We start from the raw sequence: 24,462 nt of genomic DNA, 5'->3' as shown, positions 1-24,462 counted from the left end.
AAAAACCCCAGTTAAGGGCATACTCTCTAAAAGAAGGGGTAAACTAAAAGGAAATTAAAAATAGCAGAAGCGATATATGCTGGGGTAATGGGGTGGATGATGGGACTTGAACCCACGACCACCGGAGTCACAATCCGGGGCTCTACCACTGAGCTACACCCACCACAACCTAAAACTGGAAACGCAAATATTGTCACTGGGGTGGATGATGGGATTTGAACCCACGACCACCGGAGTCACAATCCGGGGCTCTACCCCTGAGCTACACCCACCAAAGACAATCTTACGTAGAACAAATAGCATGCGCTTGAAGATATGATTCTGACAGGTTGTTACCACTGAATTAGGTGGCACGCCCAGCAGGAATCGAACCCGCAACCTACGGCTTAGAAGGCCGTTGCTCTATCCGGTTGAGCTATGGGCGCACATATAGTATTCATATAATACGAATACCGATGAGCACTAGACCACAACTGCAGCTTGGAAAAGCAAACTACTACCTTTCATGCTAAGTGATTGGTCGGGATGGAGGGATTCGAACCCCCGACATCCTGCTCCCAAAGCAGGCGCGCTACCAGACTGCGCTACATCCCGATTTTTATCACCTTAGACGCTACCGTGCTGCCCGTCTCAAGCGAGGCATATATTACTATTTTTAATTTTAAAGTCAACCATTAAAGTGATTGTTCGTGAAGGCGCTTTGCCTGGATGCTCCAGCGTGCGAAAATTACCGCCTTTAAAGCGCTGTGGCTTGAGCGCTTTAATGCCTAGGCTATTTTTAACATTCACAGGGACTCCATTACATGACCGCCCAACTAATCGATGGCAAAGCCATCGCTGCTACTGTCCGCCAACAGGTTGCCGAAAAGATCGCTGCACGCCGTCAAACCGGCGGACGGGCACCGGGACTAGCCGTGGTTGTGGTCGGGGACGATCCCGCCTCTCATGTGTATGTCAGCAATAAGCACCGCGCCTGCGAACAAGCTGGCATTCTCTCCTTTCAGCATGCCCTACCCGCTACAACCTCACAGCATGAACTGGAAGCCCTGGTTGATCAGCTCAACAGCGACCCGACCGTTGATGGCATCTTGGTTCAACTGCCACTGCCCAAGCATCTCGATGCCGAGCCCATTTTAGAGCGTATTCTGCCTGGCAAAGACGTCGATGGGTTTCACCCCTACAACATTGGCCGCTTAGCGCAGCGTATGCCCGCCCTACGCCCCTGCACGCCGAAAGGAATCATGACCCTACTGGCACAGAGCGATATTGCGCTACGCGGCTTAGATGCCACCGTTGTGGGCGCCTCTAACATTGTAGGCCGCCCTATGGCGCTGGAGCTGATGCTGGCAGGCTGTACCACCACCGTATGTCACCGTTTTACCCGCAACCTTGAAGATCACGTAAGCCGCGCCGACATCCTGGTCGTGGCCGTCGGCAAGCCGGGTATCGTGAAAGGCGAATGGATTAAGCCGGGCGCTATCGTGATCGACGTAGGCATCAATCGTCAGGAGGATGGCACGTTAAAAGGCGATCTTGATTTTGCCACCGCCGCCGAACGCGCCAGCTTTATCACCCCCGTACCTGGCGGCGTGGGGCCGATGACCGTAGCTACTCTGCTGGAAAATACCCTTGAAGCCGCCGAGAAGCACGATTTAGCTCCCCTAGAGCACGCCTGAGTTAAACAACACCACTTTTAATGTAGGAGCATGGCGCAGTGAAGCGTATTGGTATTATTGGCGCAATGGCGCAGGAAGTGAGCACCTTGGTGAGTCAGTTGGACAATCCCCAACGCTACGAGCACGCGGGTTTTGTCTTCCATACCGGCACGCGTTACGGCCTTGAGGTCATTGTGCTGCAGTCAGGGATTGGTAAGGTCAATGCCGCAGTAGGCACGGCTATTTTATTAGAGCGCCATCAGCCCGATGCCATTATCAATACCGGTTCCGCCGGTGGCTTTGCCGCCGATTTAGCCATTGGCGATGTAATCATTTCAGACGAAGTACGCCATCACGACGTCGACGCCGTGGTATTTGGCTACGAGATAGGCCAAGTGCCAGGGATGCCCGCCGCCTACTTGGCCGACAAATCGCTGCGAGAGGTGGCGCGTAATGCCATCGCCTCGTTAGGTGAAGTCCAGGTACGCGAAGGCTTGATCGCCACCGGTGACGCCTTTATGGCTGACCCTGCAAGGGTAGACGCTACCCGTGCCCAGTTCCCTAGCATGCTTGCGGTAGAGATGGAGGGCGCAGCCATTGCTCAAACGTGCCACCTCTACCAGTGCCCCTTCGTGGTGATCCGCGCGCTCTCTGACATTCCTGGCAGTGGCGACAACCACCTCTCCTTCGATGAATTTCTGGAAGTGGCCGCCGACCACTCATCGCGCATGGTTGACCAAATGCTTAAGCAACTTGGCAACGTCTAACAGGGCTTACTAAGCGCTTGGAGCCGTCGACCGTTAAAGCGTCGACGGTTCTTGTTAAGACCTGGCTTGTTAAGACCTAACCGCCCAGTTAAGCGTCTCCCCCGCCAGCAATGGAATAATGTTCTCTCCCTGAGCGTAAGGATAACTCTCCGGCAGTGTCCAACCCCGTCGCTCTAGCGTAATGGTGTCTGCGTTAGCCGATAACCCATAAAAACGCGGCCCATTCAGGCTGGCGAAGGCTTCCAACTTATCCAGGGCACCCATTTCATCGAAGGCGGTGGCGTAAAGCTCAATGGCCGCGGGGGCAGTATAGGCACCGGCACAGCCGCAGCTTGACTCTTTAGCCCCCTGGGAGTGGGGCGCGCTATCGGTGCCCAAAAAGAACTTATGGCTACCGCTGGTGGCTGCTTTAAGCAGCGCCTGGCGATGCTGCTCACGCTTTAGAATGGGCAGGCAGTAGTAGTGAGGACGAATCCCACCCACCAGCATCTTATTGCGGTTAAACAGCAGGTGATGCGCAGTAATGGTGGCGGCCACATTATCCGGTGCCTGGGCAACAAACTCTGCGGCTTGCTGGGTGGTGATATGCTCACACACTACTCTCAGCGCCGGATGGCGTTCCAGCAGCGGTTTTAGCACTGTTTCAATAAACACCGCTTCGCGATCAAAAATATCGATCTCAGCATGGGTGACTTCACCGTGCACCAAAAGTGGCATGCCAACCTTAGCCATCATTTCGATAGTAGCGTCACAGTGGGCCAAATCGGTCACCCCTGAATCGGAGTTAGTCGTGGCACCCGCCGGGTAAAGCTTCACCGCTTTGACAATGCCACTTTGTGCCGCGCGCTCGATCTCTTCCGGTGGAGTTGTATCGGTGAGATAGAGCACCATTAAGGGCTCGAAGGTACTGCCCGCTGGCAAGGCAGCAAGAATACGCTGACGATACTCAAGCGCCTGAGCCGCAGTGGTAACCGGCGGGGTGAGATTGGGCATAATGATCGCCCGCCCCATCTGCGCTGCGGTATGGCCTACCACCGCGTTGAGCGCCTCATCGTCGCGCAAGTGAAGGTGCCAGTCATCGGGGCGGGTCAGTGTTACAGTGTCCACGGCATGTCCTGTAGTGGTGTTAAGTCGGGTAAAATACGCCATGTACAGTATACGCAATTGCGCGATGGGATAAATCTGCTCCTCAAGCGCCCACACCCCAGCCCAAGTATCGTATTATGGCGGCGCTGTTTTAGAGACACAGCTCTTTCAAGATCCAGATCTAACGGTTAGTTTTTGCAGTCGTTTATAAAAGTTAGTTTTTGACGCTAAGGATTCGGTTGTTTATGCAGAACGTGCGCCGCTATGCGGATATTATTGCCAGCCTGGAAGGATTGATGTGGCTAAGCCTCGCTTGGTCGATTTCGCTCTCCGTTCATATCGGCAGCACAGAACCCACTCTTGCTAGCTTATTGGTGATTGGTGCTCTAGTGGTTTTCTGCTGGGCTCATCGGCCACTGCGTTACCTGTTGCGCCGCTACCATATTCGCAAGCGACGCACCGACATGTGGATCCATACCCTGGCTCTGCCGTTGCTGCTGGCGATGTTCCTCCACATCATGCTTGAAGCGTTATTGGGTAGCGCCTGGTTGCCGCCTAAAATGCTGCTGTTCAATATATTGGCGTCGGCTGGCTGGACAACCTACGTGATGACCCTGTTGATTAAATCTGTCATTCATGGCTTTAAAGCCAAAACCAAGTAAGCCCATCATGCCGACTGCCCTACCCCTCCCGCTTTCTACACCCAACCGTAACTTGGTGCGACTGACTATTGTGCGCGGCATCACCTGGACGGGTTTTTTACTGGCGATTGTGGTGGGCGTTGAACTGCTCGCCTTCGATTTACCGGTGACCGCCGTGGTGAGCGTGGTCATTTCAATGGGCGTACTCAATATTGCCACCTGGTGGCGCCTGGGCCGTCCCCGTGCGGTGACGCACCTTGAGTATTTGCTGCATTTACTTGCCGATATCACCGGCTTAACACTACTGTTCTATTTCTCGGGCGGTTCCACCAACCCTTTTATTACCTACTACCTGGTGCCGGTTACCATCGCCGCCGCCACACTGCCCTGGCGCCATGCCTGGATCATCGCCGCTTGCTCCATGGCGGGCTATACCTTTTTAATGTTCTCCTACCACCCCATCCCGCAACTGGGCCATATCAACAGTGATAGCCCCTTGAGCCTGCATATACTAGGCATGTGGCTTAACTTTGGCCTCTCTGCGGGGCTGGTAACCTTTTTTATCTACAAAATGGCTCACGCGCTGCGTAGCCGTGATCAGGCGCTCTCCCGCACTCGGGAAGCGGCCCTGCGCAATGAGCAGGTGTTGGCGGTCGCAACCCAGGCCGCGGGCACTGCCCACGAACTGGGCACACCACTCTCTACCATGGCAGTCCTCCTCAAAGAGATGCAGGCCGATGCCCCCGCCGATTCGACGCTTGATCAGGACATTAACTTATTGCGCCAGCAGGTCGACGTATGCAAATCACGTCTACAAAATTTGGTCTCCAACGCTGACCGGCGGCGTATGGCAGAACCCGAAGTGCTCGATGCAGAAGTGTGGTTAGCGGGGGTTGTTCAGCGCTGGTTGGTGCTCCGTCCTGATGTGAGCCATCAGTTCGATGTGGCAGAGAAACGCGGAAGACCTTGGCTGGCCGTCGATGCCACGCTCGACCAAGCATTGACCAATTTGCTCAATAACGCCGCTGACGCCAATCCTGAGCACATTGCCATACGCTTAGACTGGCAGAGTGAGAGCGTGGTGATCGATATTCGTGACCATGGCCCAGGTGTCGCCATGTCGATCGCCGACCAGTTGGGTGAGACGTTTATTTCGACTAAAAGCAAAGGCATGGGCATCGGCTTGTTTTTAACCCATGCCACCATCAATCGCTTTGGTGGTGGTGTAAGCCTGTATAATCACCCGGAAGGGGGTACGCTAACGGAAGTCACGCTGCCCCGCTGCGCAGCGCCAACTTAATCGCGCCCGCCCCAAGCACCGCCAGTTATGGATTGAGGACAACATGCAAACGCGAGAGCAACGCCTGCTAATCATAGATGACGATGAAATGTTTTGTCATGTGCTGAACCGTGCCCTTACGCGCCGCGGTTACGACGTTATAGTTGCCCACGATGCCGAGCAGGCCCTGACCATGGCCGCGCAGCATTCACCCACCATGGCGACCCTTGATTTAAAACTGGAAAACAGCTCAGGTTTAAAACTGCTTCCGGAGCTGCTTGCCACCGTGCCCCAGTGTCGCATTGTGGTGCTGACCGGCTACTCCAGCATTGCCACCGCAGTGGAGGCGATTAAGCTCGGCGCGGTTAACTACCTGTGTAAGCCGGTGGATGCCGACGATGTATTAACCGCATTCGAGCGCCAAAGCGGTGACCCGGATATTGAGCTTGCAGACAATCCGCCATCGATTAACCGCATCACCTGGGAGCATATTCAGAAAGTGCTGCAGGAGCACGACGGCAATATATCCGCCACCGCACGAGCGCTGGGCATGCACCGCCGCACCCTGCAGCGCAAACTACAAAAACGCCCCGTACGTCGTTAAAGCCTGCAACAAAGCACCCCGCCAACCACATCAAGGTCACTGGCGGGGCCAAACTGATTAATTAATGCGCCGTCCAGCCTAAATCGATATTAAAGCTTGAGCCAGTCACAGCACCGGCTGCGTCGGATGCCAGATAAGCGACTAATTGCGCCACCTCTTCAGGTTCGATCAAGCGCTTGATGGCCGCCTGTTTGAGCATGACTTTCTCGATGACCTCCTGCTCATCCATACCGTGCAATTTAGCCTGGTCGGCGATTTGGTTGTCCACTAACGGGGTTTTCACATAGGCAGGACATACCGCATTCGCGGTGATGCCTTGTTCACCGCCCTCTAGCGCCGCCGTTTTGGTCAAACCAATCATGCCGTGTTTGGCACTGATGTACGCCGCCTTCCCTGGTGAAGCCACCTGAGCGTGTATCGAGGCCACGTTAACGATGCGTCCCCAACCCTTTTCACGCATATGCGGCCAAGCCGCCTGTGTTAGTAAGAAAGGCGCCGTTAGCATCAAGTCCATAATCTGACGCCACTTTTCCTCGGGGAAGGTCTCAATCGGGGCAACGTGCTGAATCCCAGCGTTATTGACCAATATATCAACACCGCCAAAGCGCTTGACCGCATCCGCCACCGCCGCACGGCAGGCGTCGGGATCGGTTAGATCCGCCTCAAAGAACGCCGCGCCGGATTTTTCAGCGACCGCCTTACCCGCCGGATTAAAATCGACGGCAAGCACTTGATGACCTAATTCGCAAAAGTGCTTAACCACAGCGGCACCGATCCCGCTGCTAGTACCGGTTACCAGCGCAACTCGCGGTGTTGTAACGGCTTGGGGAGTCATGGGTAATTTCCTTTTTCACTGCGTGGATGGAAGATACTGTTTGTAGAAATCCTGACAGTATAGCTGGCTGCACTTAGGCGTTGAGCTCTTCATCGGGTTGCATTAAACGCGCCATCATTTGCTGCGCCAGCCTCGCGGCCTCCTGCATGCTCTCCAGCTCGCTTAAATCTCGCAAAATGGCGCGCTTATAGAGTCCGTAGCCGCCTGGCAAGCGCTCAAGAGATAGTGGGTATGTGCCTGAAGGCAGAGAAAGCGTAAGCGTATCCGCCAGAGTCTCGGTCAGCAGGGAGTGGTCAGGCACTGCAACCAGCCACAGCTCGCAGGGCGTAATCAACGCCCCCACCATGTGCTTAGCGCCATGATGCTGGAAGCATAGCGCATCAACCCCTAAACGCGGGTTCCAGTCACTTTTTCGTTTAATGGATGGCAAGTGCCTATCTCGGTACGCTTTCGACAGATCAGTAAGAAAGGTGTATTCGTCAGCGGTGAGCGTTTGCATAGGCTTGTTGGTTTTCCCAGGTGATAACGGACATTAATGGTTCGTGTAGCGAGCTACTATTGGCGAAACGAGCTCTGCTCAGCCACAATGGGCGCGAATTTATCGCTTAGCCAAACGGCTATTTACCCTTCAGTTACTGTCTACCTGATAACTTACTCAGTTTATCGTAAAGGAGCACCACCTATGTTCGTGGTTATTTTTGGTCGGATGTCATGTCCTTTCTGCGTACGCGCAAAACAGCTGGCCGAGCATTTGGAAAAAGTCGGAAAAATTGAAGGCTATCGCTATGTGGATATGCCCTCTGAAGGCGTCACTAAAGAAGATATCGCCAAAACAGCGGGTAAACCCATTCACACTGTCCCGCAGGTATTTGTCGATCAAACCCATGTAGGCGGCTTTACTGAATTTGATCGGTTTGTCCGCGATCAACAGCTACTTGCCGTTTAACCGCTCGTTAATAGCCGTTGAACCCTTGCTTACCCTGCTTGCCTATACTGAGCAGTTATTTAATGGCTCACGCTAGGTGTGCCACTTTAGGCAAGGAGTTCACCATGCAGCGTCAGGAGTTCGTTCAGCAGCTGTGGCTTGACTATGTACATACCCATCCCGACATCGGCGCCCTTAGACTTTGGCCACTATCAACGGCGGCTGAATATTTAACGCTGGTAACGCTCAATTACGGGCCCTTTGCCGCTGCCGCGCTTACCGGCAATTTAGCTCATATGGGCTATCGCGTCATGGGCCATTACGCCATGGCCGATAAAGGCCTATTGGTGCAACTACTCGCGCCAAGCGACGGCAGTAGTTGGCTGGTGCTGGCAGAACTGCAAATAGGCACATTGTCCAAGGCGCCCCGGGAAGCCATTGAAGGGCTGGTGCAACAATCTCACCCTCAGGATTGCAAGGGGCATAATTTGCTCTGCCGCGGTCGCCCCTGGCCGATGCCTAACTGGGCGCTTTATCAACAGCTACAGCAAGCTCACCCCTTGGCTGCCTGGATAGCGGTGATGGGCCCTCGATTGCATCACGCTGGCTTTGATTGTGGGCAGTTGGGGGAACCCTTGAAAACGCTGGATCAACGCCTAAGTGAAGTGGGCATGCCAAGCCTTGAGGGCCAGCAAAACGGTGTCTTCACGGTATCATCACTGCTTGATCACCGCTTCTACCCCACCACACCACAGAAAACAGTCTTCGCCAATGGCGATGAACATCGCCTCTGCCTAGGCGGCCTGGCGTTAGCCCAAAAGCACGTTGAAGATAATCACGAGCGTATTGCCGATTTACTGCTACCCCACCATACGCGCTGTGAAATGGCCTGAGACGCTAGCAGTAATGGCGCTAGCGTCTCACTGTGCAGTTTATTTAACCCTCTAACCTTCGGCTGTTTATCATTCGGGCTAATGGGAGCGTACTTACTCGGCATCAAACGTCATTTCGGGAACATGGTCAGGCACAATCAGCTTGCCCGCCGTCTTCTCGACGATTTCCTCAACGCTTACGCCCGGAGCGCGCTCCTTGAGAATAAAGGCACCGTCTTTGATTTCAAGATAAGCTAAATCTGTCAACACGCGGTTAATGCAGCCTGCGCCGGTCAGCGGTAGTTCGCATTTTTCCAATAGCTTGGATTCGCCGTGCTTAGAGGCATGGGTCATAGTGCAAATGATATTGTCGGCACCGGCAACGAGATCCATGGCACCGCCCATGCCTTTGATCAACTTCCCTGGAATCATCCAGGACGCGATATTGCCCTGCTGATCCACCTCGAAAGCCCCCAACACGGTGAGATCCACGTGGCCACCACGAATCATCGCAAATGATTCTGCGGAAGAAAAAATCGCTGCGCCTGGGCGCGCCGTCACCGTCTCTTTACCCGCATTAATCATATCTGGATCAAGTTCGTCTTCGGTGGGGTAGCGGCCCATCCCCAGCAGACCGTTCTCGGATTGCAGCATGACATCGATGCCATCCGGAATATAGTTGGCAACCAGGGTGGGAATACCAATGCCCAGGTTGACGTAAAAACCATCTTGAAGTTCGCGGGCGACACGCTGAGCCATCTGTTCTCGTGTTAAAGCCATGGTGACTTCCTCTTGTTGAATCGTTAAATGAGAAGCTAGTGTTGCGTTTGAAGGCGCGGCGTATTAGCTGCGCACCGTGCGTTTCTCTATCCGCTTTTCAAACGTGCCTTGAATAATCCGATCCACATAAATTCCTGGGGTATGGATCTGGCTAGGCTCAAGCTCACCCGGTTCAACGATCTCTTCAACTTCCACCACGGTAATTTTCCCCGCCGTGGCGGCCATGGGGTTAAAATTCTGCGCCGTATGGCGATACATTACATTGCCATAGCGATCCGCCTTCCAGCCTTTCACTATGGCAAAATCACCTACAATGGCTTCTTCTAAAATACAGTGTCGGCCATTAAACTCGCGAACCTCTTTCCCCTCACCAATCGGCGTTCCGTAACCGGTAGCGGTGTAAAAGGCGGGAATACCAGCGCCGCCTGCGCGCATTTTTTCCGCCAATGTGCCTTGAGGCGTTAACACCACTTCAATCTCATCGTTGAGCATTTGCTTCTCAAACAGGGCATTCTCACCTACGTAAGAGGCCAGAATCTTACTGATTTGGCGGTCTTCAAGCAGTATTCCCAAGCCAAAACCATCGACACCGCAATTATTGGATACCACGGTAAGGTCAGTGACGCCGCGTCGCTTGATCTCGGCAATCAGGTTTTCGGGAATACCGCAGAGCCCGAAGCCACCAGCGATGACGGTCATACCGCTTTCGATGCCTTCCATAGCCTCTTCGTAGGAAGCTACACGCTTATCGAATCCTGCCATTGTTGTGCCTCACATTGTTGTTGATGATCAGTATTATCGTAGATGAGTGCTGTCAAAAATTCGCGAACTGAAGCTTACGATAGTGCCAGTGTTGTGCGAGATGATATATTTGTTAAGTTTGTTTTTCTTATCAATTTATTTTTTAAACTTATAAAAGGTACTTTATGACCGTCAAACAGCTGCGCGCCTTTCTGGCGGTCGCCCAAACCCTCAGCTTTACTCAAGCCTGCGAGCGCCTGCATTTATCCCAACCAGCGCTAAGCCTGGCGATTAAAGACCTGGAAGAGTCCCTGGGTGGCAAACTGCTGATTCGTAGCACCCGCAGCGTCAGATTAACCCCAGAAGGCGAGTCGCTACTACCGCTAGCCAAACATCTGCTGGCCCAGTGGGACAATACCGAGGAGCGTTTGCGCCAGCGCTTCACCCTCCAGCTGGGGCGCCTTAGCGTGGCGGCGATGCCCGCCTTTGCCGGTAACTTACTCCCTGCGGCGCTGGTTAAATTTCGCCAACAGTACCCCAAAATCAACATAACCGTGCACGATGTCATCAACGAGGAGGTTACCGCCATGGTGCGCTCCCGACAGGTAGAGATGGGGATCGCTTTTTCTCCGGAGGGTACCGGCAGCCTGCTCTTTACGCCGCTGTTTGAAGACCATTTTGTGGCGGTCGTGCCGACTGGCTCTCCGTTAACCCAGAGCACCCAGCTCGCCTGGTCGACGCTGCTAAGCCACGATTTCATTACTCTTCAGCGCCCCTCCATGGTACGTCGTTTATTGGAACAGGAGCTGAGCAAACAGGATATGGAGCTCACTGTGGCCTTTGAAAGCCACCAGCTCTCCACCGTGGGGCGGATGGTTGCCGACGGCCTGGGCGTCAGCGCTGTGCCTTCCATGTGCATTCGTCAAATGCATGAACTGGGCGCTCGCTGCATACCGCTGACAGCGCCCGCTATCTCCTGCCGGGTCGGCATTTTGACTCACCAAGAGCTCTCCGTAGCCGCCCATGCACTGCGCACCGTTCTCTTGAACACCGTCCAAGCCCCTTCACTGCCGCTCGTCTAAAACATCATCAAGCTAATGAATTGCTGTAGGTTTCTGCTGGGCAGCGTGGCTAGGATCATTTAGCATTCAGTATTACGTTATTGGTCTGACGGTAAGGAAACGTGGTATGCCTATTTTAAAGGGGCTGATTAGCGCTCTGCTGCTAACGCTCAACACGCTGTTCTGGGGCGTACCTCTCATTCTGCTGACGCTACTTAAAGTCATTGCCCCAGGGCAGCGGCTTAAACAGTTAGTGTTGCAGGGGCTGAATGGCGTTGCGCTTAACTGGATAGGCGTTAATCTTTGGTGGATGCGGCACTGGCTCAAACCCGTGCTACACGCCAGCGTACCTGATAATTTGAGTCCACAGCAGTGGTGGTTGGTGATATCCAACCACCGCAGTTGGACGGATATCTTTATGCTGTTGATGGCGTTGCATCGGCGTATCCCCATGCCACGTTTTTTCTTAAAACGTCAATTGATCTGGATCCCCATCGTAGGGTTGGCTTTTTGGGCGCTAGAATTTCCTTTTATGCGCCGCTTTAGCCGCGAACAAGTCGCTAAAAATCCTAAGCTGGCCACCATTGATCGAGCAGCTACCGAACGGATGTGCCAGCAGGCAAGGCTCTCGCCCATTGCGATTTTTAATTTTGTCGAGGGCACCCGCTTTTCGGTTGCCAAACGCGATGCCCAGCAGAGCCCCTACCGCCACTTATTACGCCCTAAAGCGGGCGGCATTGCCCAAGTACTTAGTCTGCTAGGCAACCAATTGGATGGTATCCTGGATGTGACGATCAGCTACGCTAACCCCTCGCCGACGTTTTGGGGCTTTTTATGCGGCAGGGAAGCGCCCATAACATTACAGGCACGGCAACTCAGCATTCCTGAGTGGATGTACGCATCAGAAAACCACGAAGAAAAGCAGCATAAGGAACGCTTCCACACATGGATCAATGCACTCTGGTTGGAAAAAGATGGCATGCTGGACAGCCGAACCGATCACGCCTAGCCGGCTGGCTCACTGTTTGGCTGTTAGCGGGACTACTGACCGGCTGTTCCAGCGCTCCTCCATCGTCATCCCAGCGAGCAGCCGCTCCTAGCGACAGCCAGATCAGTGGCAACTGGGTGCAAGTACAGCGTGGCGACACGCTGGGTAAGCTGGCGGCCCGGGCTAACGTGCCACTGGAACGCTTGGAGCGCTTTAACCCAGGTGCCGATACGCGGCGCCTGGAAATTGGGCAACGTCTATTAATTCCTACCCAGCAGGAGCGGGCACCTTCAGGTGGCCCCTACCGCTATCAAATCCGTCCTGGTGATACGTTCTCGAGCATCGCCCGACATTTTGGCACTACCAGTGGCCGCATTCAGAGTGCCAACCCTAGTGCCTCTCCCACTAATTTGAGAATTGGCCAAATAGTCAGCCTCCCCCTTAGCGGTTCAGCGGCGCGAAGTTCATCTAGAAGCTCAGCAAACAGTAGCAGCTCTTCAAGCGCTAACAAGCCTGCCGCTGCACCTACCAGCAGCGCTCCCAGTCAGGCGCTACCCTCATCAGCCAGGCGCTGGCCCTGGCCGCTGGAGGATTATCGAGTGGTTCGCCGCTTCGGGCCAGACAGCCGAGGCACCCTGCAGCCCATGCTGCTGGCTACTCAAGCTGGCGCTCAGGCTAAAGCCGTCGCCCCTGGCGAAGTACGCTTTGCCGACGGTATGCGTCAGTTGGGTGAAGTGGTGATTGTGCACCATGCCAATAACCTCCAAACCGTATACGCCCTTTGCGAGCGCATTTTGGTCGAGGTAGGCAAACAGGTTAGCGCGGGAGACCCACTTTGTGAGGTAGGTCAAAGCAGTGCCACCCAACGCTATGATCTACTCTTTGATCTGCGCCAAGGCGGCAAACCCATCGATCCCAAGCAGGTTCTGCGCTAAAACACTCGCTTGAAACCGTCCCTCATAATAAAGCAACGGCCCCTAGCTTAAGCAGGGGCCGCGGGTAGATGGACACGCTTCTAGCCGCGATAGTAGCCCGGCTTTACAAACGGCGTGGGAGTTACCACCATAGGTAACTGTTTACCGCGTACCACCGCGAATACAGTGCTTTGCGGTGCTTCCTGCTCGCGAGTGACATAACCCATCGCCACAGGCTTACCGACGCTGGGACCAAAGCTGCCGGAGGTAACGATTCCAATCTCATTGCCTGCCTCATCCACAAGCGGCGCACCCTCACGCACCGGCGCGCGACCTTCAGCTAACAGCCCAACACGCTTGCGGGTGTGATCTTTGGCATCGACCTGATGAAGAATCACATCGGCGCCTGGAAAACCTCCCGGCCGATCACCGCCACGACGACGGGGCTTGCCAATCGCCCAAATTAGACCTGCTTCTATCGGGGTGGTTTGCTCATCCATATCGTGGCCATACAGGCATAAACCCGCTTCCAAACGCAGCGAGTCCCGCGCTCCCAGGCCAATCGCTTCGACTTCAGGCTCAGCTAGCAGTTGCTCAGCGAAGGCTTCGCAAGCATCGGCGGCGACGGAAATTTCAAAACCATCTTCACCGGTATAGCCGCTGCGGCTCACCCAAACCTCCTGCCCAGCAATGGTGAAGCGGCCATGCTGCATAAACACAAGCTCACAGGCTTCAGGGCAAAGCCGCTGCATGACATCCCGCGCCTGAGGCCCTTGGAGCGCCAGTAAGCCACGATCCAAAGGTTCAATTGTATGGGTTGACGCCAAATTGAGGCGCAGGTGAGTCAAGTCCTGATCTTTACAGGCGGCATTCACTACCAGATAGAAGTGATCACCCGCATTGACCACCATCAGGTCGTCAATAATGCCGCCTTCTGTGTTGGTGAACAGCCCGTAACGTTGGGCACCTTTCTCAAGGCTCATCAAATCGGCAGGAATCAAGGTTTCCAGGGCTTCGGCCACGCCGTCACCGGAAACGCTGATTTGCCCCATATGGGAGACATCGAACAGCCCGCACTTTTGACGGGTGTGTTCATGTTCTTTTTTGACCCCCAGCGGATACTGCACCGGCATATCGTAGCCAGCAAAAGGTACCATCTTGGCGCCTAGCTTGAGGTGCAGCGCATGCAGTGGCGTTTGCTTTAATTCAGACATAGGGGCTTTCCTCACTTAAAAGTGCTCGCTCAAAAAAGAGAACGGGAAGCCACTGATTAAGTGCCTTCCCGACTCTCCTGTTATTCACGTTCACCTACAGCGCCGATGAACGCGCTGCGGGTATTACTGGTCGTGATCCAGTGCTTCACCCGGCAATACGTCTTTGCCGTCGAAATAGTCCTTGGTTAGCTTAAAGACTACCGGCGAAAGCAGTGCCAAGGCAATCAGGTTCGGGATCGCCATCATGGCGTTGAAGGTATCCGCCATGAGCCAGATAAAGCCCAGTTGAGCGATGGCGCCCAGCGGGATGGCCAGTACGAACAGCACCCGATAGATCATAATGGAGCGAGTGCCAAACAGGAACTGGCAGCACTTCTCACCGTAAAATGACCAGCCTAGGATGGTGGTAAAGGCAAAAATCGCCAGCGCAATGGCGACAATCTGATTCCCAAAGCCAGGCAGTGCAGCGTCAAACGAAAGCGCGGTCAGCGACGCCCCCGCTTCACCCTCTTGCCAAACCGTTGAGGTCAAAATCACCAACGCGGTAATCGTGCACACAAGAATGGTATCGATAAAAGTGCCCAACATCGCGATTAAGCCTTGGCGCACTGGATTTTTGGTTTTGGCCGCCGCGTGCGCGATCGGCGCACTACCCAAACCCGCTTCGTTGGAGAAGATCCCGCGTGCCACACCAAAACGAATCGCCGCCATGACGGCGGCGCCCGCGAAACCACCTGCGGCCGCCATGGGGTTGAAGGCATAGTAGAAGATCAAACCAAAAGCTTCACCGATCTGCCCGGCATTGACGATCAATACCAACAAGCCAGCCACTACGTAGGCAATGCCCATAATCGGCACCAACTTGCCCGCCACTTTAGCAATACGCTTGATACCGCCCAGAATCACCGCGCCAGCCAGCACCATAATGACCACCCCCGTGAGCCAGTGCGGCACGCCGAAGGTGGCGTCCATGGCGTCAGCAACGGAGTTGGACTGAACGGTATTGCCGATCCCGAAGGCTGCGACAGCGCCAAAAAATGAGAACAGGCCGCCCAACCATAGCCACTTTTTACCCAGGCCATTCTTGATGTAAAACATCGGCCCGCCCACGTGGTAGCCAGTGCTATCGGTTTCACGATAGCGCACGGCCAGCACCGCTTCAGCAAATTTAGTGGCCATACCCACCAGTGCGGTAATCCACATCCAAAACACAGCGCCAGGGCCACCTAACGCAATGGCTGTGGCGACACCGGCAATATTACCGGTACCGATGGTCGCAGAGAGTGCGGTCATCAAGGCATTAAAAGGAGATATTTCCCCTTCGTCTCCCTCTTTGGCAACTGCCGCTTTACCCACCCCAGGTTTCGCATCACGCCCCGCCCACATTAGCTTGAAGCCCATGCCGAGCTTTCTAATCGGCATCAGTTTCAAGCCAAGCTGCAGGTAGATCCCCACACCGAGTAGCAGAATCAACATGACGGGCCCCCAGACCACGCCGTTGATCGCCCCTAAGAGGCTAGTTAATGCTTCCATGTTCATCTCCTCGCTTTGTTGGTATGCAATATTGGTGTGTATTATTGGCTTGTTGCGATTACGGGCTAGTCCTAACGACGCTATTGTTGGTTAGCGCACGATTTGAATGTTTTACACCATAAACTTAGCTAGCATCTAGGGTGATGTCGCTTGTGCATAGAGGATACCGCTTTTTTCATAACCCGATCTTCTGCACAAACCCGGCGAAAAGTAGCTGAACCGATAACGCTACCAAGCAAGCTTTGAAGCAACGAAGAAATTTGTTTCCGATTGGAAACACGTTAACATGCTTGCTTATTCGCTCGATCTACCCCAGTCACTAGTCGCCAAGGCGAACGACAACCGCTAGTATGCTCGGGCCCAGAAAACTGTTTCATATAGGAAAACACCATGAGCAATCTTCCTACCAATCTTCGTTACGCAGAAAGCCACGAGTGGGTGCTGGATAATAAGGACGGCACCGTGACCGTGGGTATAACTGATCACGCCCAGCAGGCGCTCGGCGATGTCGTGTTTGTTGAACTGCCTGAAGTGGGAACAGCGCTGAACAAAGGGCAAGAGTTTGGCGTTATCGAATCGGTAAAAGCTGCTTCTGATCTCTACTCACCGGTTGTTGGCGAAGTCATTGAGGTCAATGACGCTCTTGAAGACGCCCCTGAAACAGTCAATGAAGCGCCTTACGAAGGCGGCTGGATTATGAAAGTGCGTTTAGACAGCGACTCACTTGATGGCCTGCTCGACGCAGATGCCTATCAAGCAACGCTAAGCGCCGACGACTAAAGGCGGTAGCTGAATCATATATTAGGGCCTGCCTTTATCCTTTATGGCAGGCTCTTCGCTTAACGCCCTGCACGGTTCTCTCTTAACGTCCGGAATCTTCTTCATGTCTCTTGAAACACGCCGTCTGGCCGAGCTGGCCGATCACGATGCTTTTATCAAACGTCATAATGGTCCAAGTCAAGATGACGTGGCCACCATGTTAAAAGCGCTCAACATGCAGCACATGGAAGATCTGATTGAACAGACCGTGCCGAGCGATATCCGTCTTGGCCGTGAGCTAGCGCTTGATGAACCGCGTAGCGAATCAGAGGCGCTAGAGTACCTAGCGCAGCTCGCGCGCCAGAACCGCGTGGCTAAGAGCTATATTGGCCAGGGCTATTACGGCACCCATATGCCCGCGGTGATTCAGCGCAACGTATTGGAAAACCCAGGCTGGTACACGGCCTACACCCCCTACCAGCCGGAGATTTCTCAAGGACGCCTGGAAGGCTTGCTTAACTTCCAGCAGGTGGTCATGGATTTAACCGGCATGGAGCTGGCTAATGCGTCGCTGCTCGACGAAGCCACCGCTGCCGCCGAAGCCATGGCGCTGTGTAAGCGTGGTAATAAGAAAAGCAAATCCAACGCTTTTTTCGTCGCCGACGATGTTTTCCCGCAAACGCTGGATGTCGTTAAAACCCGTGCCGAGTTCTTTGGCTTTGAGCTGATCACAGGCCCTGCAGAAGAGTTGGCCAGCCACGATGTGTTTGGAGCCCTGGTTCAGTACCCCTCTGCCAGTGGTGAAGTGCGCGATCTGGCACCGCTATTAAGCGCCGCGGCTGAGCGCAATATAATGACCTGCGTGGCCAGCGATCTTTTGAGTCTGGTGCTGCTTAAAGAACCCGGCCAGCTCGGCGCGGATATTGTGGTGGGCAACTCCCAACGCTTTGGCGTACCCATGGGCTTTGGTGGCCCTCACGCGGCGTTCTTTGCTACATCCGACAAGCTCAAGCGCTCGATTCCTGGGCGTATCATCGGCGTATCAAAAGATAGCCGTGGTAACACCGCCCTACGCATGGCAATGCAGACCCGCGAGCAGCATATCCGCCGCGAGAAAGCGACGTCCAATATCTGTACCGCCCAGGCGCTTCTGGCCAACATCGCAGGCTTTTATGCCACCTATCACGGTGCAGAAGGGTTGCGCAAAATTGCCGGCCGCGTTCATCGCCTAGCCACCCTGCTTGCCGAAGGCCTTAAGCAGGCAGGCGTATCGCTCGCTCATGACAGCTGGTTTGATACGCTACGTCTGACAGGTGTTGATGCAGGTAAGATCCATGGCCGAGCCATGACCCATGATATTAATCTGCACTACTTCGGCAATGGCGATGTCGGTATTAGCCTGGATGAAACCACCACCGCCCACGATGTAGCCACATTGTTTGATGTGCTGCTGGGCGATGAGCACGGCCTTGCCGTTGCAGTATTGGACGAGCAAGTGGTAGCTAGCGGCGCTTCCGGCATTCCCACGGCATGCCAGCGCGAAAGCGACTTCTTGAGCCATCCCACCTTTAACCGCTACCGCAGCGAAACCGAAATGCTGCGCTACTTAAAGCGTCTGGAGAATAAGGATCTGTCGCTTGCCCATGCAATGATCCCGCTCGGCTCCTGCACCATGAAGCTCAACGCCACCAGCGAAATGATCCCCGTCTCCTGGCCCTCGTTTGCGCACCTTCACCCCTTTGCACCTCGCGACCAGGTGGCTGGCTATCATCAAATGATCGACGAGCTCTCGGCCTTCCTGGTCGAAGTCACCGGTTACGATCACCTCTCGATGCAGCCTAACTCCGGCGCTCAGGGTGAATATGCTGGCCTTGTGGCAATTCGTCGTTACCAAGCGGCCCAAGGCGAAGGTCATCGCGATGTCTGCTTGATTCCAAGCTCTGCCCACGGTACCAACCCTGCCTCGGCAGCCATGGTGCAAATGAAGGTGGTGGTGGTCGAGTGCGATCAAAACGGCAATATCGACATAGCGGATTTACGCGCTAAAGCTGAACAGCATAGCGATAAGCTCTCCGCCATTATGCTGACCTACCCATCCACACACGGGGTGTTTGAAACCAGCGTACGCGAAGCGTGCAAGATCGTTCACGACAACGGCGGTCAGGTGTATATTGATGGCGCCAATATGAACGCCCAGGTAGGGCTAACCCGTCCTGGCGATTTTGGCGGCGATGTGTCTCACCTTAACCTGCACAAAACGTTCTGTATTCCCCACGGTGGCGGCGGCCCGGGCATGGGCCCTATCGGCGTGAAAGCCCACCTGGTGCCCTACGTTTCAAACCACGTGGTAACGCCCATCAACGGCGTCAACACTGATAGCGGTGCAGTCTCCGCGGCCGCCTTCGGCAGTGCTTCCATTCTGCCCATTTCCTGGGCCTACATTAAGATGATGGGTGCCCGCGGGCTGCGGGAAGCTACCGAGCTTGCCATCCTAAACGCCAATTACATTGCCAAACGATTGGAAGCGGCATTCCCGATTCTATACCGCGGTCAGAATGGTACCGTTGCCCACGAATGCATAATCGATATTCGTCCGCTCAAAGCGGCCTCTGGGATTAGCGAGGAGGATATCGCCAAGCGTTTGATGGATTACGGTTTTCACGCACCAACCATGTCGTTCCCAGTGCCGGGCACGCTGATGATCGAGCCGACTGAGTCTGAGTCGCTGTATGAAATCGACCGTTTCTGCGATGCGATGGTTGCCATTCGTGACGAGATCGCCCGAGTGGAGAGCGGCGAATGGCCGTTGGATAATAATCCGCTGGTCAATGCGCCACATACCCAGGCGGATCTAATGGATAGCGACTGGCAGCGGCCTTATGACCGCCAGTTGGCCGCCTTCCCGACCGCGGCTGTTCAAGCCGCTAAATACTGGCCCGCCGTTAACCGCGTCGATAACGTTTTCGGTGACCGTCAGTTAATCTGCTCCTGCCCTAGCATCGACGAATATCGCAACTAGCGGCAAAGCTGGCAAGATGTGAAGCGATAGCGCTCTAAGTAACGAAAACGCCCTTGGTGCCTAATCAATTAGACGGCATCAAGGGCGTTTTTTCTTGCAGACGCTGAGCGTGAAAACCGTCTAACAGCTTCGCGTAGCGCTTAGGCAGCACCGAGTCGCGGCGGCGCAGCAAATAGAGCACTTCATTGACCGCATTGGGCAGGTTCAACGCTTTTACCTGGCGCTGCCAAGGCGAAGTTTCCAATACCAATCGCGATACCACGCTAAAGCCCAACCCCCTGGCCACTGCATCCAGCACCATGCTGACTTCATTGGTAAAGCCTTGATGGCGGAAATGGGTCATTGAGCGAAACTCGTCGGGGTAGTTGGCTCGCAGCAGTGCATTGGCATGGTTAATGCCGTCGTAATAATTGAGAAAGCCGATGCCCATTAAATCTGATAACGTGCTGCCCGCAAAATCTGCAGGCACCACCAAGCAGAGCGGTTCTTCATGCCAAATGCTGCAGCTAAGCTCAGGGTGCCGCATTGCCTCGGTGACTATCCCGATGTCATAACGCCCTTCAAGCAGGTCATTGACGATTTCGTGGTTGAACGCAAAGCTATAGTTGACCGTTAAATTGGGGTGCATTTGCTGCTGCCCCAATATATACGGATAGAACATCAGGCCAACGCTACCCGGCGAGGCAATGCGGCAGTCACCGCTATCCAAAGAGTCATCGTCTAGCCCGTGACGGAACTGTTCATGCTCAGCAAATAACTTTAAAGCGTAATCGTAAGCACGCCGCCCCGATTCGGTTAATGTAAAGCTACGCCCCTTGCGCTCTAGCAGCTCTTTATTTAAATAGTCTTCTAACTTGCGTACATGCTGGCTTACGCCCGGCTGGGTCATTTCTAAACGTTGCGCCGTACGGGTAAAACTGCCTGTTTCAACAAGCGTAATAAAGGTACGAAAATAGTGGGCATTGAACATAGTGAAGCGCCATGGTCTTTGATAACGGTCTTTAGCAGCTCTCTTTGAGAACCCGCTTTAGGCAACAGTTTAGTAACTAACAAAAAACGCTATTGCCGCCGCCCTATAAAATAGACCTCATAATAGCACACCCCGGCGAGCCAGCCGCTGCGCTGTACCCACCGCTTGGGCGTGGTAATATGCCAAGAGACATCAAACGATTAGGGACAGCCCCGCTAATGACCGAAAACGTTCAACCTCGCGCCACTCTTTCCAGCATCATTTCCCCCGAGGGGAGCCTCGAAGTACTCTCTCAGCATGAAGTTAATCGACTGCATAAAACTTCTCAAAGCGGTCTGCACGACCTTCTTCGGCGCTGTGCGTTGGCAGTACTCAATTGCGGTAATCCCAGCGACGATAGCCTGGCGATTTTAGAAGCCTATAAAGATTTCGATATTGAAGTGCTGCAGCAAGACCGCGGCATTCGCTTAAAGCTCACTAACGCCCCCGCCGAAGCCTTTGTAGATGGCCGCATGATTCGCGGTATCCGCGAGCATCTATCCTCGATCATTCGCGACATCGTTTACGTCTACAATGAGATTCAGCACCACAATCGTTTTGACCTGAGTACGGGAGAAGGCACCACCAATGCGGTCTTCCATATTCTGCGCAAAGCGGGCACGCTCAAACCCGGCCGCGACCCTAGCCTGGTGGTGTGCTGGGGCGGTCACTCTATCTCCCGGGAAGAGTACGAATATACCAAAGATGTGGGCTATCACTTGGGTCTGCGCGATTTAGATATTTGTACCGGCTGTGGCCCTGGCGCAATGAAAGGCCCCATGAAAGGCGCGAACGTTGCCCATGCCAAGCAGCGGCGTAAAGAAGGCCGCTATTTGGGTGTTTCAGAGCCCGGCATTATCGCTGCCGAAGCGCCTAACCCCATCGTCAATGAACTGGTTGTCATGCCAGACATTGAAAAACGCTTGGAAGCCTTTGTGCGCCTGGGCCATGGCATTATTGTGTTTCCTGGCGGGGTGGGCACCGCAGAAGAGATTCTCTATCTGCTGGGCATTCTGCTGCACCCCAGCAACCAGGATATTCCTTTTCCGTTAATTTTCACTGGCCCTGCTGATTCTGCGGCCTACTTTCAGAAAATTGATGAATTTCTGGTCTATACCCTCGGTGAGGATATCCGCCGTTACTACACCATCATTACCGGCGATCCGGTCTCGGTTGCACGCACCATGCGCCACGGCATCGATGAGATCGCTGAATTCCGGCGCACCCATCAGGATGCTTTCTACTACAACTGGCGATTGACCATTGCGCGCGACTTCCAGGCAACCTTTGAACCGACACACGACGCCATGCGTGGCTTAGCGCTCCACCGCCAGCAGCCTACCCATGAGCTCGCTGCTAATCTGCGCCGCGCTTTCTCGGGGATCGTCGCAGGCAACGTCAAAGAGGCTGGCATTCGAGCCATTGAAGCTCATGGCCCCTTTGTACTGACCGCAGAGCCCGAACTAATGCAACGCCTTGACGAGCTACTCACCTCTTTTGTAGCCCAAGGGCGCATGAAACTCGACGGCCAGCACTATGTGCCCTGCTATGTGCTGAAATAACAGCGTTTAGGCTCTGCCTGAAAACTGGCTGCGCTCGACCATACGGCGTTAAAAATCGGCTCAAAGTACTCATTTACAAAACGTAAACTCCGTCTTTTCGCCGATTTTTGCCTTGTCTGGCCTTCGCTCGCCGACTTTTCAGACAAAACCTAATCCTGAAGAAAATCAATACGCACAGCTGCCGGTTGCGTGGCGGCTGTGCGCTAAAAAGGGCCGGTAACCTTATGCTGTTAATTGCGTTTATAGCGCTACTCGTTGCAGGTATCGTCAAAGGCGCCATCGGTTCAGGTGTCCCGGTTATTGTCGTACCCATTCTCACCATGCTGTACGACGTTCAACTCGCTATCGCTCTATTAGTCGCGCCTAACCTATTTAGTAATGCTTTACAGGTATGGCAATATCGACGCCACCTACTACCCTTGCGCTTCTTGGCAGCTTTCTCCATTGCTGGCGGGCTAGGCATCGTTCTGGGCACTTGGGGATTAGTCGTTTTATCTCCCGAAATACTGTCACTGGGTGTCGCGGGTGTGATCGTGCTTTACCTGATCATCAAAGTGATGAAACGTCGTATCGCCCTGCCTTTTAATATCGCTGCGCGACTAGTGATCCCTATTGGCCTACTCGCTGGCGTGCTTCAAGGCGCTGCAGGCATGTCGGCGCCAGCCTCGGTTACGTTTCTCAATGCGATGCAGTTGAAACGAAGCGTATTTATTGGCTCCATCTCGGTCTTCTTCGTCGCTATTACCAGTGTTCAAATACCGGCGCTTTTAAACGCGGGCATTTTAACTCTGGAACGCTTTTTGTTTAGTATTCTTGCCCTTGTGGTGATACTCGCCGCCATGCCCCTAGGCGCCCGCCTGGGCAATCGGCTGCCCCACCGCTGGTTTGATAATTTGGTTATGCTGTTGCTGGCAAGTATCGCCGGTAAAATTTTTATCGATACGCTGATGGCTGGCTAGCCCACGGAAAACCTTTTCTACGCTTTTTTTCTCACTTCAGCTAAGCAGTGTTGAGAACCAAGTCAGGTAAAAGCGGCCAGAATAGCTACACTGAGTGAGCATTACCTCACTATTGACCTTGAAAGGAACTCAACATGTCGATGATTAATCAGCTAAAAGATGTCAAAACCAAAGATTTCGCCAAGCACTGCTATGAAAGCAGCAGCGTCGATAAACTACGAGAGGCGTCAGCAGGCAGCGCCGATCAGTCAGAAATGGAGCATTGGGGGTTAACCGAAGGGCAGTGGGAAGAGGCAATTGTTGCCGCCCTCGCCGACCATGAAGCCAAAGAGTAAGTAACCCCGTTTGGCGAAAAGATAATTGGTAGAAATGTTTGCGCCCTATCGGATAACCGCTAGGGCGCTGTGGTTTTTGCACCGTTTACCCCACAAAGAGCTTAGTCCACACGAGACTCACTCCAAACGGGAGAAAGCAATGCCACCATACTCCTTCTGCAGTTGCTCAAGCCTGGCCAGTTCGTGTTCCGTTAGCTCAGGGGAGTCCCATAATGGCTGCTCATCAAGCCCTTTCAACCCTTGCAAGGTGACCGTCAGCTCTGCATCGCTGGGTATTTGAGCATTCCCCCATGGGCCAAAGCGGTTAGGCGCAAGGCTCCACTCCAGTGTTTCACCAGGCTCAATGCCACCAGGAACAACGTAGTAAAACGTTTCGTCTACCCAAGCTGCTGAGTGATCAGGGCTCGTCACCACGCCCCTCAACAGAAGCTCAGAAATGGCCTGATCCGTGTCATTGGTCACTGTAAGATCAATCACAGGTTCCGGAGCGCCATAAGGGCTTGAGCCAATGTAATAGCGAGCACTGTCAATGGTAAACCGCGCTAACTGCTGCTGATCACTGGTGGCTTTTGCACGCTTCTCTTCCAGCCGCTTTAAGGTGCGAATAGCCTGTTCGCGTTCGCGTGCCCGACGCTCGCGCAGAATTTGATCGGCACGCTGAATCACCTGATCCCCCGTTAACCCATGCATTTGCACATTGGCAGTTTCGGCAATCTCAGCGGCATTCATGCGGTGGGGGTTGAGAATATCGATACCACTAAACGACGTCGACGTGGCGATAATGATCAAGCCTTGATCAAACTCATCGCGCTTGTAGGTGGGCAAGGAGTTACGCACTTTCTCAACCGAGACAACCGACGCAGGCATGGAGCTAGTATCAATTTTGGGATCTGAGCAACCAGCTATCATGAGTACTGATAGTGA

25 protein-coding genes and 4 tRNA genes are annotated in these 24,462 nt (G+C 54.0%); 15 read left to right on the top strand and 14 right to left on the bottom strand.

Annotation, left to right across the window (positions count from 1 at the left end; all coding sequences use genetic code 11):
- Nucleotides 1-88 precede the first annotated feature (88 nt).
- The 5 genes from ACW17M_RS05945 to ACW17M_RS05925 form a co-directional block, all read right to left on the bottom strand.
- Nucleotides 89-163 (bottom strand) — tRNA-His (locus tag ACW17M_RS05945).
- Nucleotides 164-197: 34 nt separating this feature from the next.
- Nucleotides 198-272 (bottom strand) — tRNA-His (locus ACW17M_RS05940).
- Nucleotides 273-348: 76 nt separating this feature from the next.
- A tRNA-Arg gene (locus ACW17M_RS05935) sits at nucleotides 349-425 on the bottom strand.
- Nucleotides 426-517: 92 nt separating this feature from the next.
- A tRNA-Pro gene (locus tag ACW17M_RS05930) sits at nucleotides 518-594 on the bottom strand.
- A gap of 36 nt (nucleotides 595-630) precedes the next feature.
- On the bottom strand, nucleotides 631-789 hold the full coding sequence (locus ACW17M_RS05925) for a hypothetical protein (RefSeq protein ID WP_022523505.1): 159 nt from the start codon (nucleotides 787-789) through the stop codon (nucleotides 631-633).
- Between the two features lie 14 nt (nucleotides 790-803).
- Between ACW17M_RS05925 and folD the strand changes: the two genes are divergently transcribed.
- Together folD and mtnN are read left to right on the top strand one after the other, a co-directional pair.
- Nucleotides 804-1,676, top strand: coding sequence for a bifunctional methylenetetrahydrofolate dehydrogenase/methenyltetrahydrofolate cyclohydrolase FolD (gene folD / locus ACW17M_RS05920; RefSeq protein ID WP_009286677.1), 873 nt, complete (start codon nucleotides 804-806; stop codon nucleotides 1,674-1,676).
- A gap of 38 nt (nucleotides 1,677-1,714) precedes the next feature.
- On the top strand, nucleotides 1,715-2,422 hold the full coding sequence (gene mtnN, locus ACW17M_RS05915) for a 5'-methylthioadenosine/S-adenosylhomocysteine nucleosidase (protein ID WP_009286676.1): 708 nt from the start codon (nucleotides 1,715-1,717) through the stop codon (nucleotides 2,420-2,422).
- A 69-nt stretch (nucleotides 2,423-2,491) separates the two neighbouring features.
- On the opposite strand, the gene pyrC is transcribed toward mtnN, so the two are convergent.
- Nucleotides 2,492-3,529 (bottom strand): dihydroorotase, encoded by a 1,038-nt coding sequence (gene pyrC / locus ACW17M_RS05910; protein WP_457547044.1) that lies wholly within the window; start codon nucleotides 3,527-3,529, stop codon nucleotides 2,492-2,494.
- Between the two features lie 224 nt (nucleotides 3,530-3,753).
- On the opposite strand from pyrC, the gene ACW17M_RS05905 reads away from it, so the two are divergent.
- From ACW17M_RS05905 to ACW17M_RS05895, 3 genes are read left to right on the top strand one after another with little or no spacing between them, the layout of a single operon-like run.
- On the top strand, nucleotides 3,754-4,170 hold the full coding sequence (locus ACW17M_RS05905; protein ID WP_022523508.1) for a hypothetical protein: 417 nt from the start codon (nucleotides 3,754-3,756) through the stop codon (nucleotides 4,168-4,170).
- 7 nt (nucleotides 4,171-4,177) lie between these two features.
- Nucleotides 4,178-5,449 carry an ATP-binding protein gene (locus ACW17M_RS05900; RefSeq protein WP_027959404.1) on the top strand — a complete coding sequence of 424 codons (1,272 nt, stop codon included), beginning with the start codon at nucleotides 4,178-4,180 and terminating at the stop codon, nucleotides 5,447-5,449.
- Nucleotides 5,450-5,492: 43 nt separating this feature from the next.
- A complete protein-coding gene (locus ACW17M_RS05895) occupies nucleotides 5,493-6,032 on the top strand; it encodes a response regulator transcription factor (RefSeq protein WP_009286672.1) in 540 nt (179 codons plus the stop codon).
- Nucleotides 6,033-6,093: 61 nt separating this feature from the next.
- Here ACW17M_RS05895 and ACW17M_RS05890 read toward each other — a convergent pair whose 3' ends face one another.
- Both ACW17M_RS05890 and hybE read right to left on the bottom strand, forming a co-directional pair.
- On the bottom strand, nucleotides 6,094-6,867 hold the full coding sequence (locus tag ACW17M_RS05890; protein WP_342583987.1) for a 3-hydroxybutyrate dehydrogenase: 774 nt from the start codon (nucleotides 6,865-6,867) through the stop codon (nucleotides 6,094-6,096).
- Between the two features lie 73 nt (nucleotides 6,868-6,940).
- Nucleotides 6,941-7,366 carry a [NiFe]-hydrogenase assembly chaperone HybE gene (gene hybE, locus ACW17M_RS05885; protein WP_027959403.1) on the bottom strand — a complete coding sequence of 142 codons (426 nt, stop codon included), beginning with the start codon at nucleotides 7,364-7,366 and terminating at the stop codon, nucleotides 6,941-6,943.
- Nucleotides 7,367-7,549: 183 nt separating this feature from the next.
- Here hybE and ACW17M_RS05880 point away from each other — a divergent pair, with 183 nt between their 5' ends.
- Together ACW17M_RS05880 and ACW17M_RS05875 are read left to right on the top strand one after the other, a co-directional pair.
- Complete coding sequence (locus ACW17M_RS05880; RefSeq protein ID WP_027959402.1) at nucleotides 7,550-7,813, top strand: GrxA family glutaredoxin; 264 nt, start codon at nucleotides 7,550-7,552, stop codon at nucleotides 7,811-7,813.
- A gap of 104 nt (nucleotides 7,814-7,917) precedes the next feature.
- The gene (locus tag ACW17M_RS05875; protein WP_457547043.1) at nucleotides 7,918-8,685 is read left to right on the top strand and encodes a DUF1338 domain-containing protein; all 768 of its coding nucleotides are present in this window, start codon (nucleotides 7,918-7,920) and stop codon (nucleotides 8,683-8,685) included.
- A gap of 93 nt (nucleotides 8,686-8,778) precedes the next feature.
- On the opposite strand, the gene ACW17M_RS05870 is transcribed toward ACW17M_RS05875, so the two are convergent.
- Both ACW17M_RS05870 and ACW17M_RS05865 read right to left on the bottom strand, forming a co-directional pair.
- Nucleotides 8,779-9,444 carry a CoA transferase subunit B gene (locus ACW17M_RS05870; RefSeq protein WP_022523514.1) on the bottom strand — a complete coding sequence of 222 codons (666 nt, stop codon included), beginning with the start codon at nucleotides 9,442-9,444 and terminating at the stop codon, nucleotides 8,779-8,781.
- Between the two features lie 63 nt (nucleotides 9,445-9,507).
- Nucleotides 9,508-10,206 (bottom strand): CoA transferase subunit A, encoded by a 699-nt coding sequence (locus ACW17M_RS05865; protein ID WP_009286666.1) that lies wholly within the window; start codon nucleotides 10,204-10,206, stop codon nucleotides 9,508-9,510.
- A 164-nt stretch (nucleotides 10,207-10,370) separates the two neighbouring features.
- Between ACW17M_RS05865 and ACW17M_RS05860 the strand changes: the two genes are divergently transcribed.
- From ACW17M_RS05860 to ACW17M_RS05850, 3 genes are all read left to right on the top strand, one after another.
- Nucleotides 10,371-11,267 carry a LysR family transcriptional regulator gene (locus ACW17M_RS05860; protein ID WP_457547042.1) on the top strand — a complete coding sequence of 299 codons (897 nt, stop codon included), beginning with the start codon at nucleotides 10,371-10,373 and terminating at the stop codon, nucleotides 11,265-11,267.
- A 106-nt stretch (nucleotides 11,268-11,373) separates the two neighbouring features.
- Nucleotides 11,374-12,255 carry an acyltransferase gene (locus ACW17M_RS05855; protein ID WP_027959399.1) on the top strand — a complete coding sequence of 294 codons (882 nt, stop codon included), beginning with the start codon at nucleotides 11,374-11,376 and terminating at the stop codon, nucleotides 12,253-12,255.
- A 116-nt stretch (nucleotides 12,256-12,371) separates the two neighbouring features.
- Nucleotides 12,372-13,169 (top strand): LysM peptidoglycan-binding domain-containing protein, encoded by a 798-nt coding sequence (locus tag ACW17M_RS05850; RefSeq protein ID WP_027959398.1) that lies wholly within the window; start codon nucleotides 12,372-12,374, stop codon nucleotides 13,167-13,169.
- Between the two features lie 80 nt (nucleotides 13,170-13,249).
- Here ACW17M_RS05850 and gcvT read toward each other — a convergent pair whose 3' ends face one another.
- Together gcvT and ACW17M_RS05840 are read right to left on the bottom strand one after the other, a co-directional pair.
- The gene (gene gcvT, locus ACW17M_RS05845; RefSeq protein ID WP_022523518.1) at nucleotides 13,250-14,362 is read right to left on the bottom strand and encodes a glycine cleavage system aminomethyltransferase GcvT; all 1,113 of its coding nucleotides are present in this window, start codon (nucleotides 14,360-14,362) and stop codon (nucleotides 13,250-13,252) included.
- 123 nt (nucleotides 14,363-14,485) lie between these two features.
- The gene (locus ACW17M_RS05840) at nucleotides 14,486-15,895 is read right to left on the bottom strand and encodes an alanine/glycine:cation symporter family protein (RefSeq protein ID WP_027959396.1); all 1,410 of its coding nucleotides are present in this window, start codon (nucleotides 15,893-15,895) and stop codon (nucleotides 14,486-14,488) included.
- Between the two features lie 390 nt (nucleotides 15,896-16,285).
- On the opposite strand from ACW17M_RS05840, the gene gcvH reads away from it, so the two are divergent.
- Both gcvH and gcvP read left to right on the top strand, forming a co-directional pair.
- The gene (gene gcvH / locus ACW17M_RS05835; protein ID WP_022523520.1) at nucleotides 16,286-16,675 is read left to right on the top strand and encodes a glycine cleavage system protein GcvH; all 390 of its coding nucleotides are present in this window, start codon (nucleotides 16,286-16,288) and stop codon (nucleotides 16,673-16,675) included.
- Nucleotides 16,676-16,778: 103 nt separating this feature from the next.
- Complete coding sequence (gene gcvP / locus ACW17M_RS05830; RefSeq protein ID WP_457547041.1) at nucleotides 16,779-19,673, top strand: aminomethyl-transferring glycine dehydrogenase; 2,895 nt, start codon at nucleotides 16,779-16,781, stop codon at nucleotides 19,671-19,673.
- A gap of 64 nt (nucleotides 19,674-19,737) precedes the next feature.
- Here the strand turns inward: gcvP and ACW17M_RS05825 are convergent, their stop codons facing one another.
- A complete protein-coding gene (locus ACW17M_RS05825) occupies nucleotides 19,738-20,643 on the bottom strand; it encodes a LysR family transcriptional regulator (protein ID WP_009286662.1) in 906 nt (301 codons plus the stop codon).
- 218 nt (nucleotides 20,644-20,861) lie between these two features.
- On the opposite strand from ACW17M_RS05825, the gene ppnN reads away from it, so the two are divergent.
- The 3 genes from ppnN (at nucleotide 20,862) to ACW17M_RS05810 (ending at nucleotide 23,538) form a co-directional block, all read left to right on the top strand.
- Complete coding sequence (gene ppnN / locus ACW17M_RS05820) at nucleotides 20,862-22,244, top strand: nucleotide 5'-monophosphate nucleosidase PpnN (protein WP_022523522.1); 1,383 nt, start codon at nucleotides 20,862-20,864, stop codon at nucleotides 22,242-22,244.
- Nucleotides 22,245-22,468: 224 nt separating this feature from the next.
- Complete coding sequence (locus tag ACW17M_RS05815) at nucleotides 22,469-23,203, top strand: sulfite exporter TauE/SafE family protein (RefSeq protein ID WP_233974000.1); 735 nt, start codon at nucleotides 22,469-22,471, stop codon at nucleotides 23,201-23,203.
- A 134-nt stretch (nucleotides 23,204-23,337) separates the two neighbouring features.
- Nucleotides 23,338-23,538, top strand: a complete 201-nt coding sequence (locus ACW17M_RS05810) for a hypothetical protein (RefSeq protein WP_022523524.1) — start codon at nucleotides 23,338-23,340, stop codon at nucleotides 23,536-23,538.
- A gap of 117 nt (nucleotides 23,539-23,655) precedes the next feature.
- On the opposite strand, the gene ACW17M_RS05805 is transcribed toward ACW17M_RS05810, so the two are convergent.
- The gene (locus ACW17M_RS05805) at nucleotides 23,656-24,447 is read right to left on the bottom strand and encodes a DUF6694 family lipoprotein (RefSeq protein ID WP_411906402.1); all 792 of its coding nucleotides are present in this window, start codon (nucleotides 24,445-24,447) and stop codon (nucleotides 23,656-23,658) included.
- Nucleotides 24,448-24,462 lie beyond the last annotated feature (15 nt).

Source organism: Vreelandella sp. 2A-K22 (genome assembly GCF_054065485.1).
Note: the sequence above shows the minus strand (reverse complement) of the source record. Positions and strands in the feature narration are given on the sequence as shown.

Coding starts and splice junctions, on each gene's coding strand:
- folD (WP_009286677.1), top strand. CDS start 804: ATGACCGCCCAACTAATCGATGGCAAAGCCATCGCTGCTACTGTCCGC.
- ACW17M_RS05905 (WP_022523508.1), top strand. CDS start 3,754: ATGCAGAACGTGCGCCGCTATGCGGATATTATTGCCAGCCTGGAAGGA.
- ACW17M_RS05900 (WP_027959404.1), top strand. CDS start 4,178: ATGCCGACTGCCCTACCCCTCCCGCTTTCTACACCCAACCGTAACTTG.
- ACW17M_RS05895 (WP_009286672.1), top strand. CDS start 5,493: ATGCAAACGCGAGAGCAACGCCTGCTAATCATAGATGACGATGAAATG.
- ACW17M_RS05890 (WP_342583987.1), bottom strand. CDS start 6,867: ATGACTCCCCAAGCCGTTACAACACCGCGAGTTGCGCTGGTAACCGGT.
- hybE (WP_027959403.1), bottom strand. CDS start 7,366: ATGCAAACGCTCACCGCTGACGAATACACCTTTCTTACTGATCTGTCG.
- ACW17M_RS05880 (WP_027959402.1), top strand. CDS start 7,550: ATGTTCGTGGTTATTTTTGGTCGGATGTCATGTCCTTTCTGCGTACGC.
- ACW17M_RS05875 (WP_457547043.1), top strand. CDS start 7,918: ATGCAGCGTCAGGAGTTCGTTCAGCAGCTGTGGCTTGACTATGTACAT.
- ACW17M_RS05870 (WP_022523514.1), bottom strand. CDS start 9,444: ATGGCTTTAACACGAGAACAGATGGCTCAGCGTGTCGCCCGCGAACTT.
- ACW17M_RS05865 (WP_009286666.1), bottom strand. CDS start 10,206: ATGGCAGGATTCGATAAGCGTGTAGCTTCCTACGAAGAGGCTATGGAA.
- ACW17M_RS05860 (WP_457547042.1), top strand. CDS start 10,371: ATGACCGTCAAACAGCTGCGCGCCTTTCTGGCGGTCGCCCAAACCCTC.
- ACW17M_RS05855 (WP_027959399.1), top strand. CDS start 11,374: ATGCCTATTTTAAAGGGGCTGATTAGCGCTCTGCTGCTAACGCTCAAC.
- gcvT (WP_022523518.1), bottom strand. CDS start 14,362: ATGTCTGAATTAAAGCAAACGCCACTGCATGCGCTGCACCTCAAGCTA.
- ACW17M_RS05840 (WP_027959396.1), bottom strand. CDS start 15,895: ATGGAAGCATTAACTAGCCTCTTAGGGGCGATCAACGGCGTGGTCTGG.
- gcvH (WP_022523520.1), top strand. CDS start 16,286: ATGAGCAATCTTCCTACCAATCTTCGTTACGCAGAAAGCCACGAGTGG.
- gcvP (WP_457547041.1), top strand. CDS start 16,779: ATGTCTCTTGAAACACGCCGTCTGGCCGAGCTGGCCGATCACGATGCT.
- ACW17M_RS05825 (WP_009286662.1), bottom strand. CDS start 20,643: ATGTTCAATGCCCACTATTTTCGTACCTTTATTACGCTTGTTGAAACA.
- ppnN (WP_022523522.1), top strand. CDS start 20,862: ATGACCGAAAACGTTCAACCTCGCGCCACTCTTTCCAGCATCATTTCC.
- ACW17M_RS05815 (WP_233974000.1), top strand. CDS start 22,469: ATGCTGTTAATTGCGTTTATAGCGCTACTCGTTGCAGGTATCGTCAAA.
- ACW17M_RS05810 (WP_022523524.1), top strand. CDS start 23,338: ATGTCGATGATTAATCAGCTAAAAGATGTCAAAACCAAAGATTTCGCC.
- ACW17M_RS05805 (WP_411906402.1), bottom strand. CDS start 24,447: ATGATAGCTGGTTGCTCAGATCCCAAAATTGATACTAGCTCCATGCCT.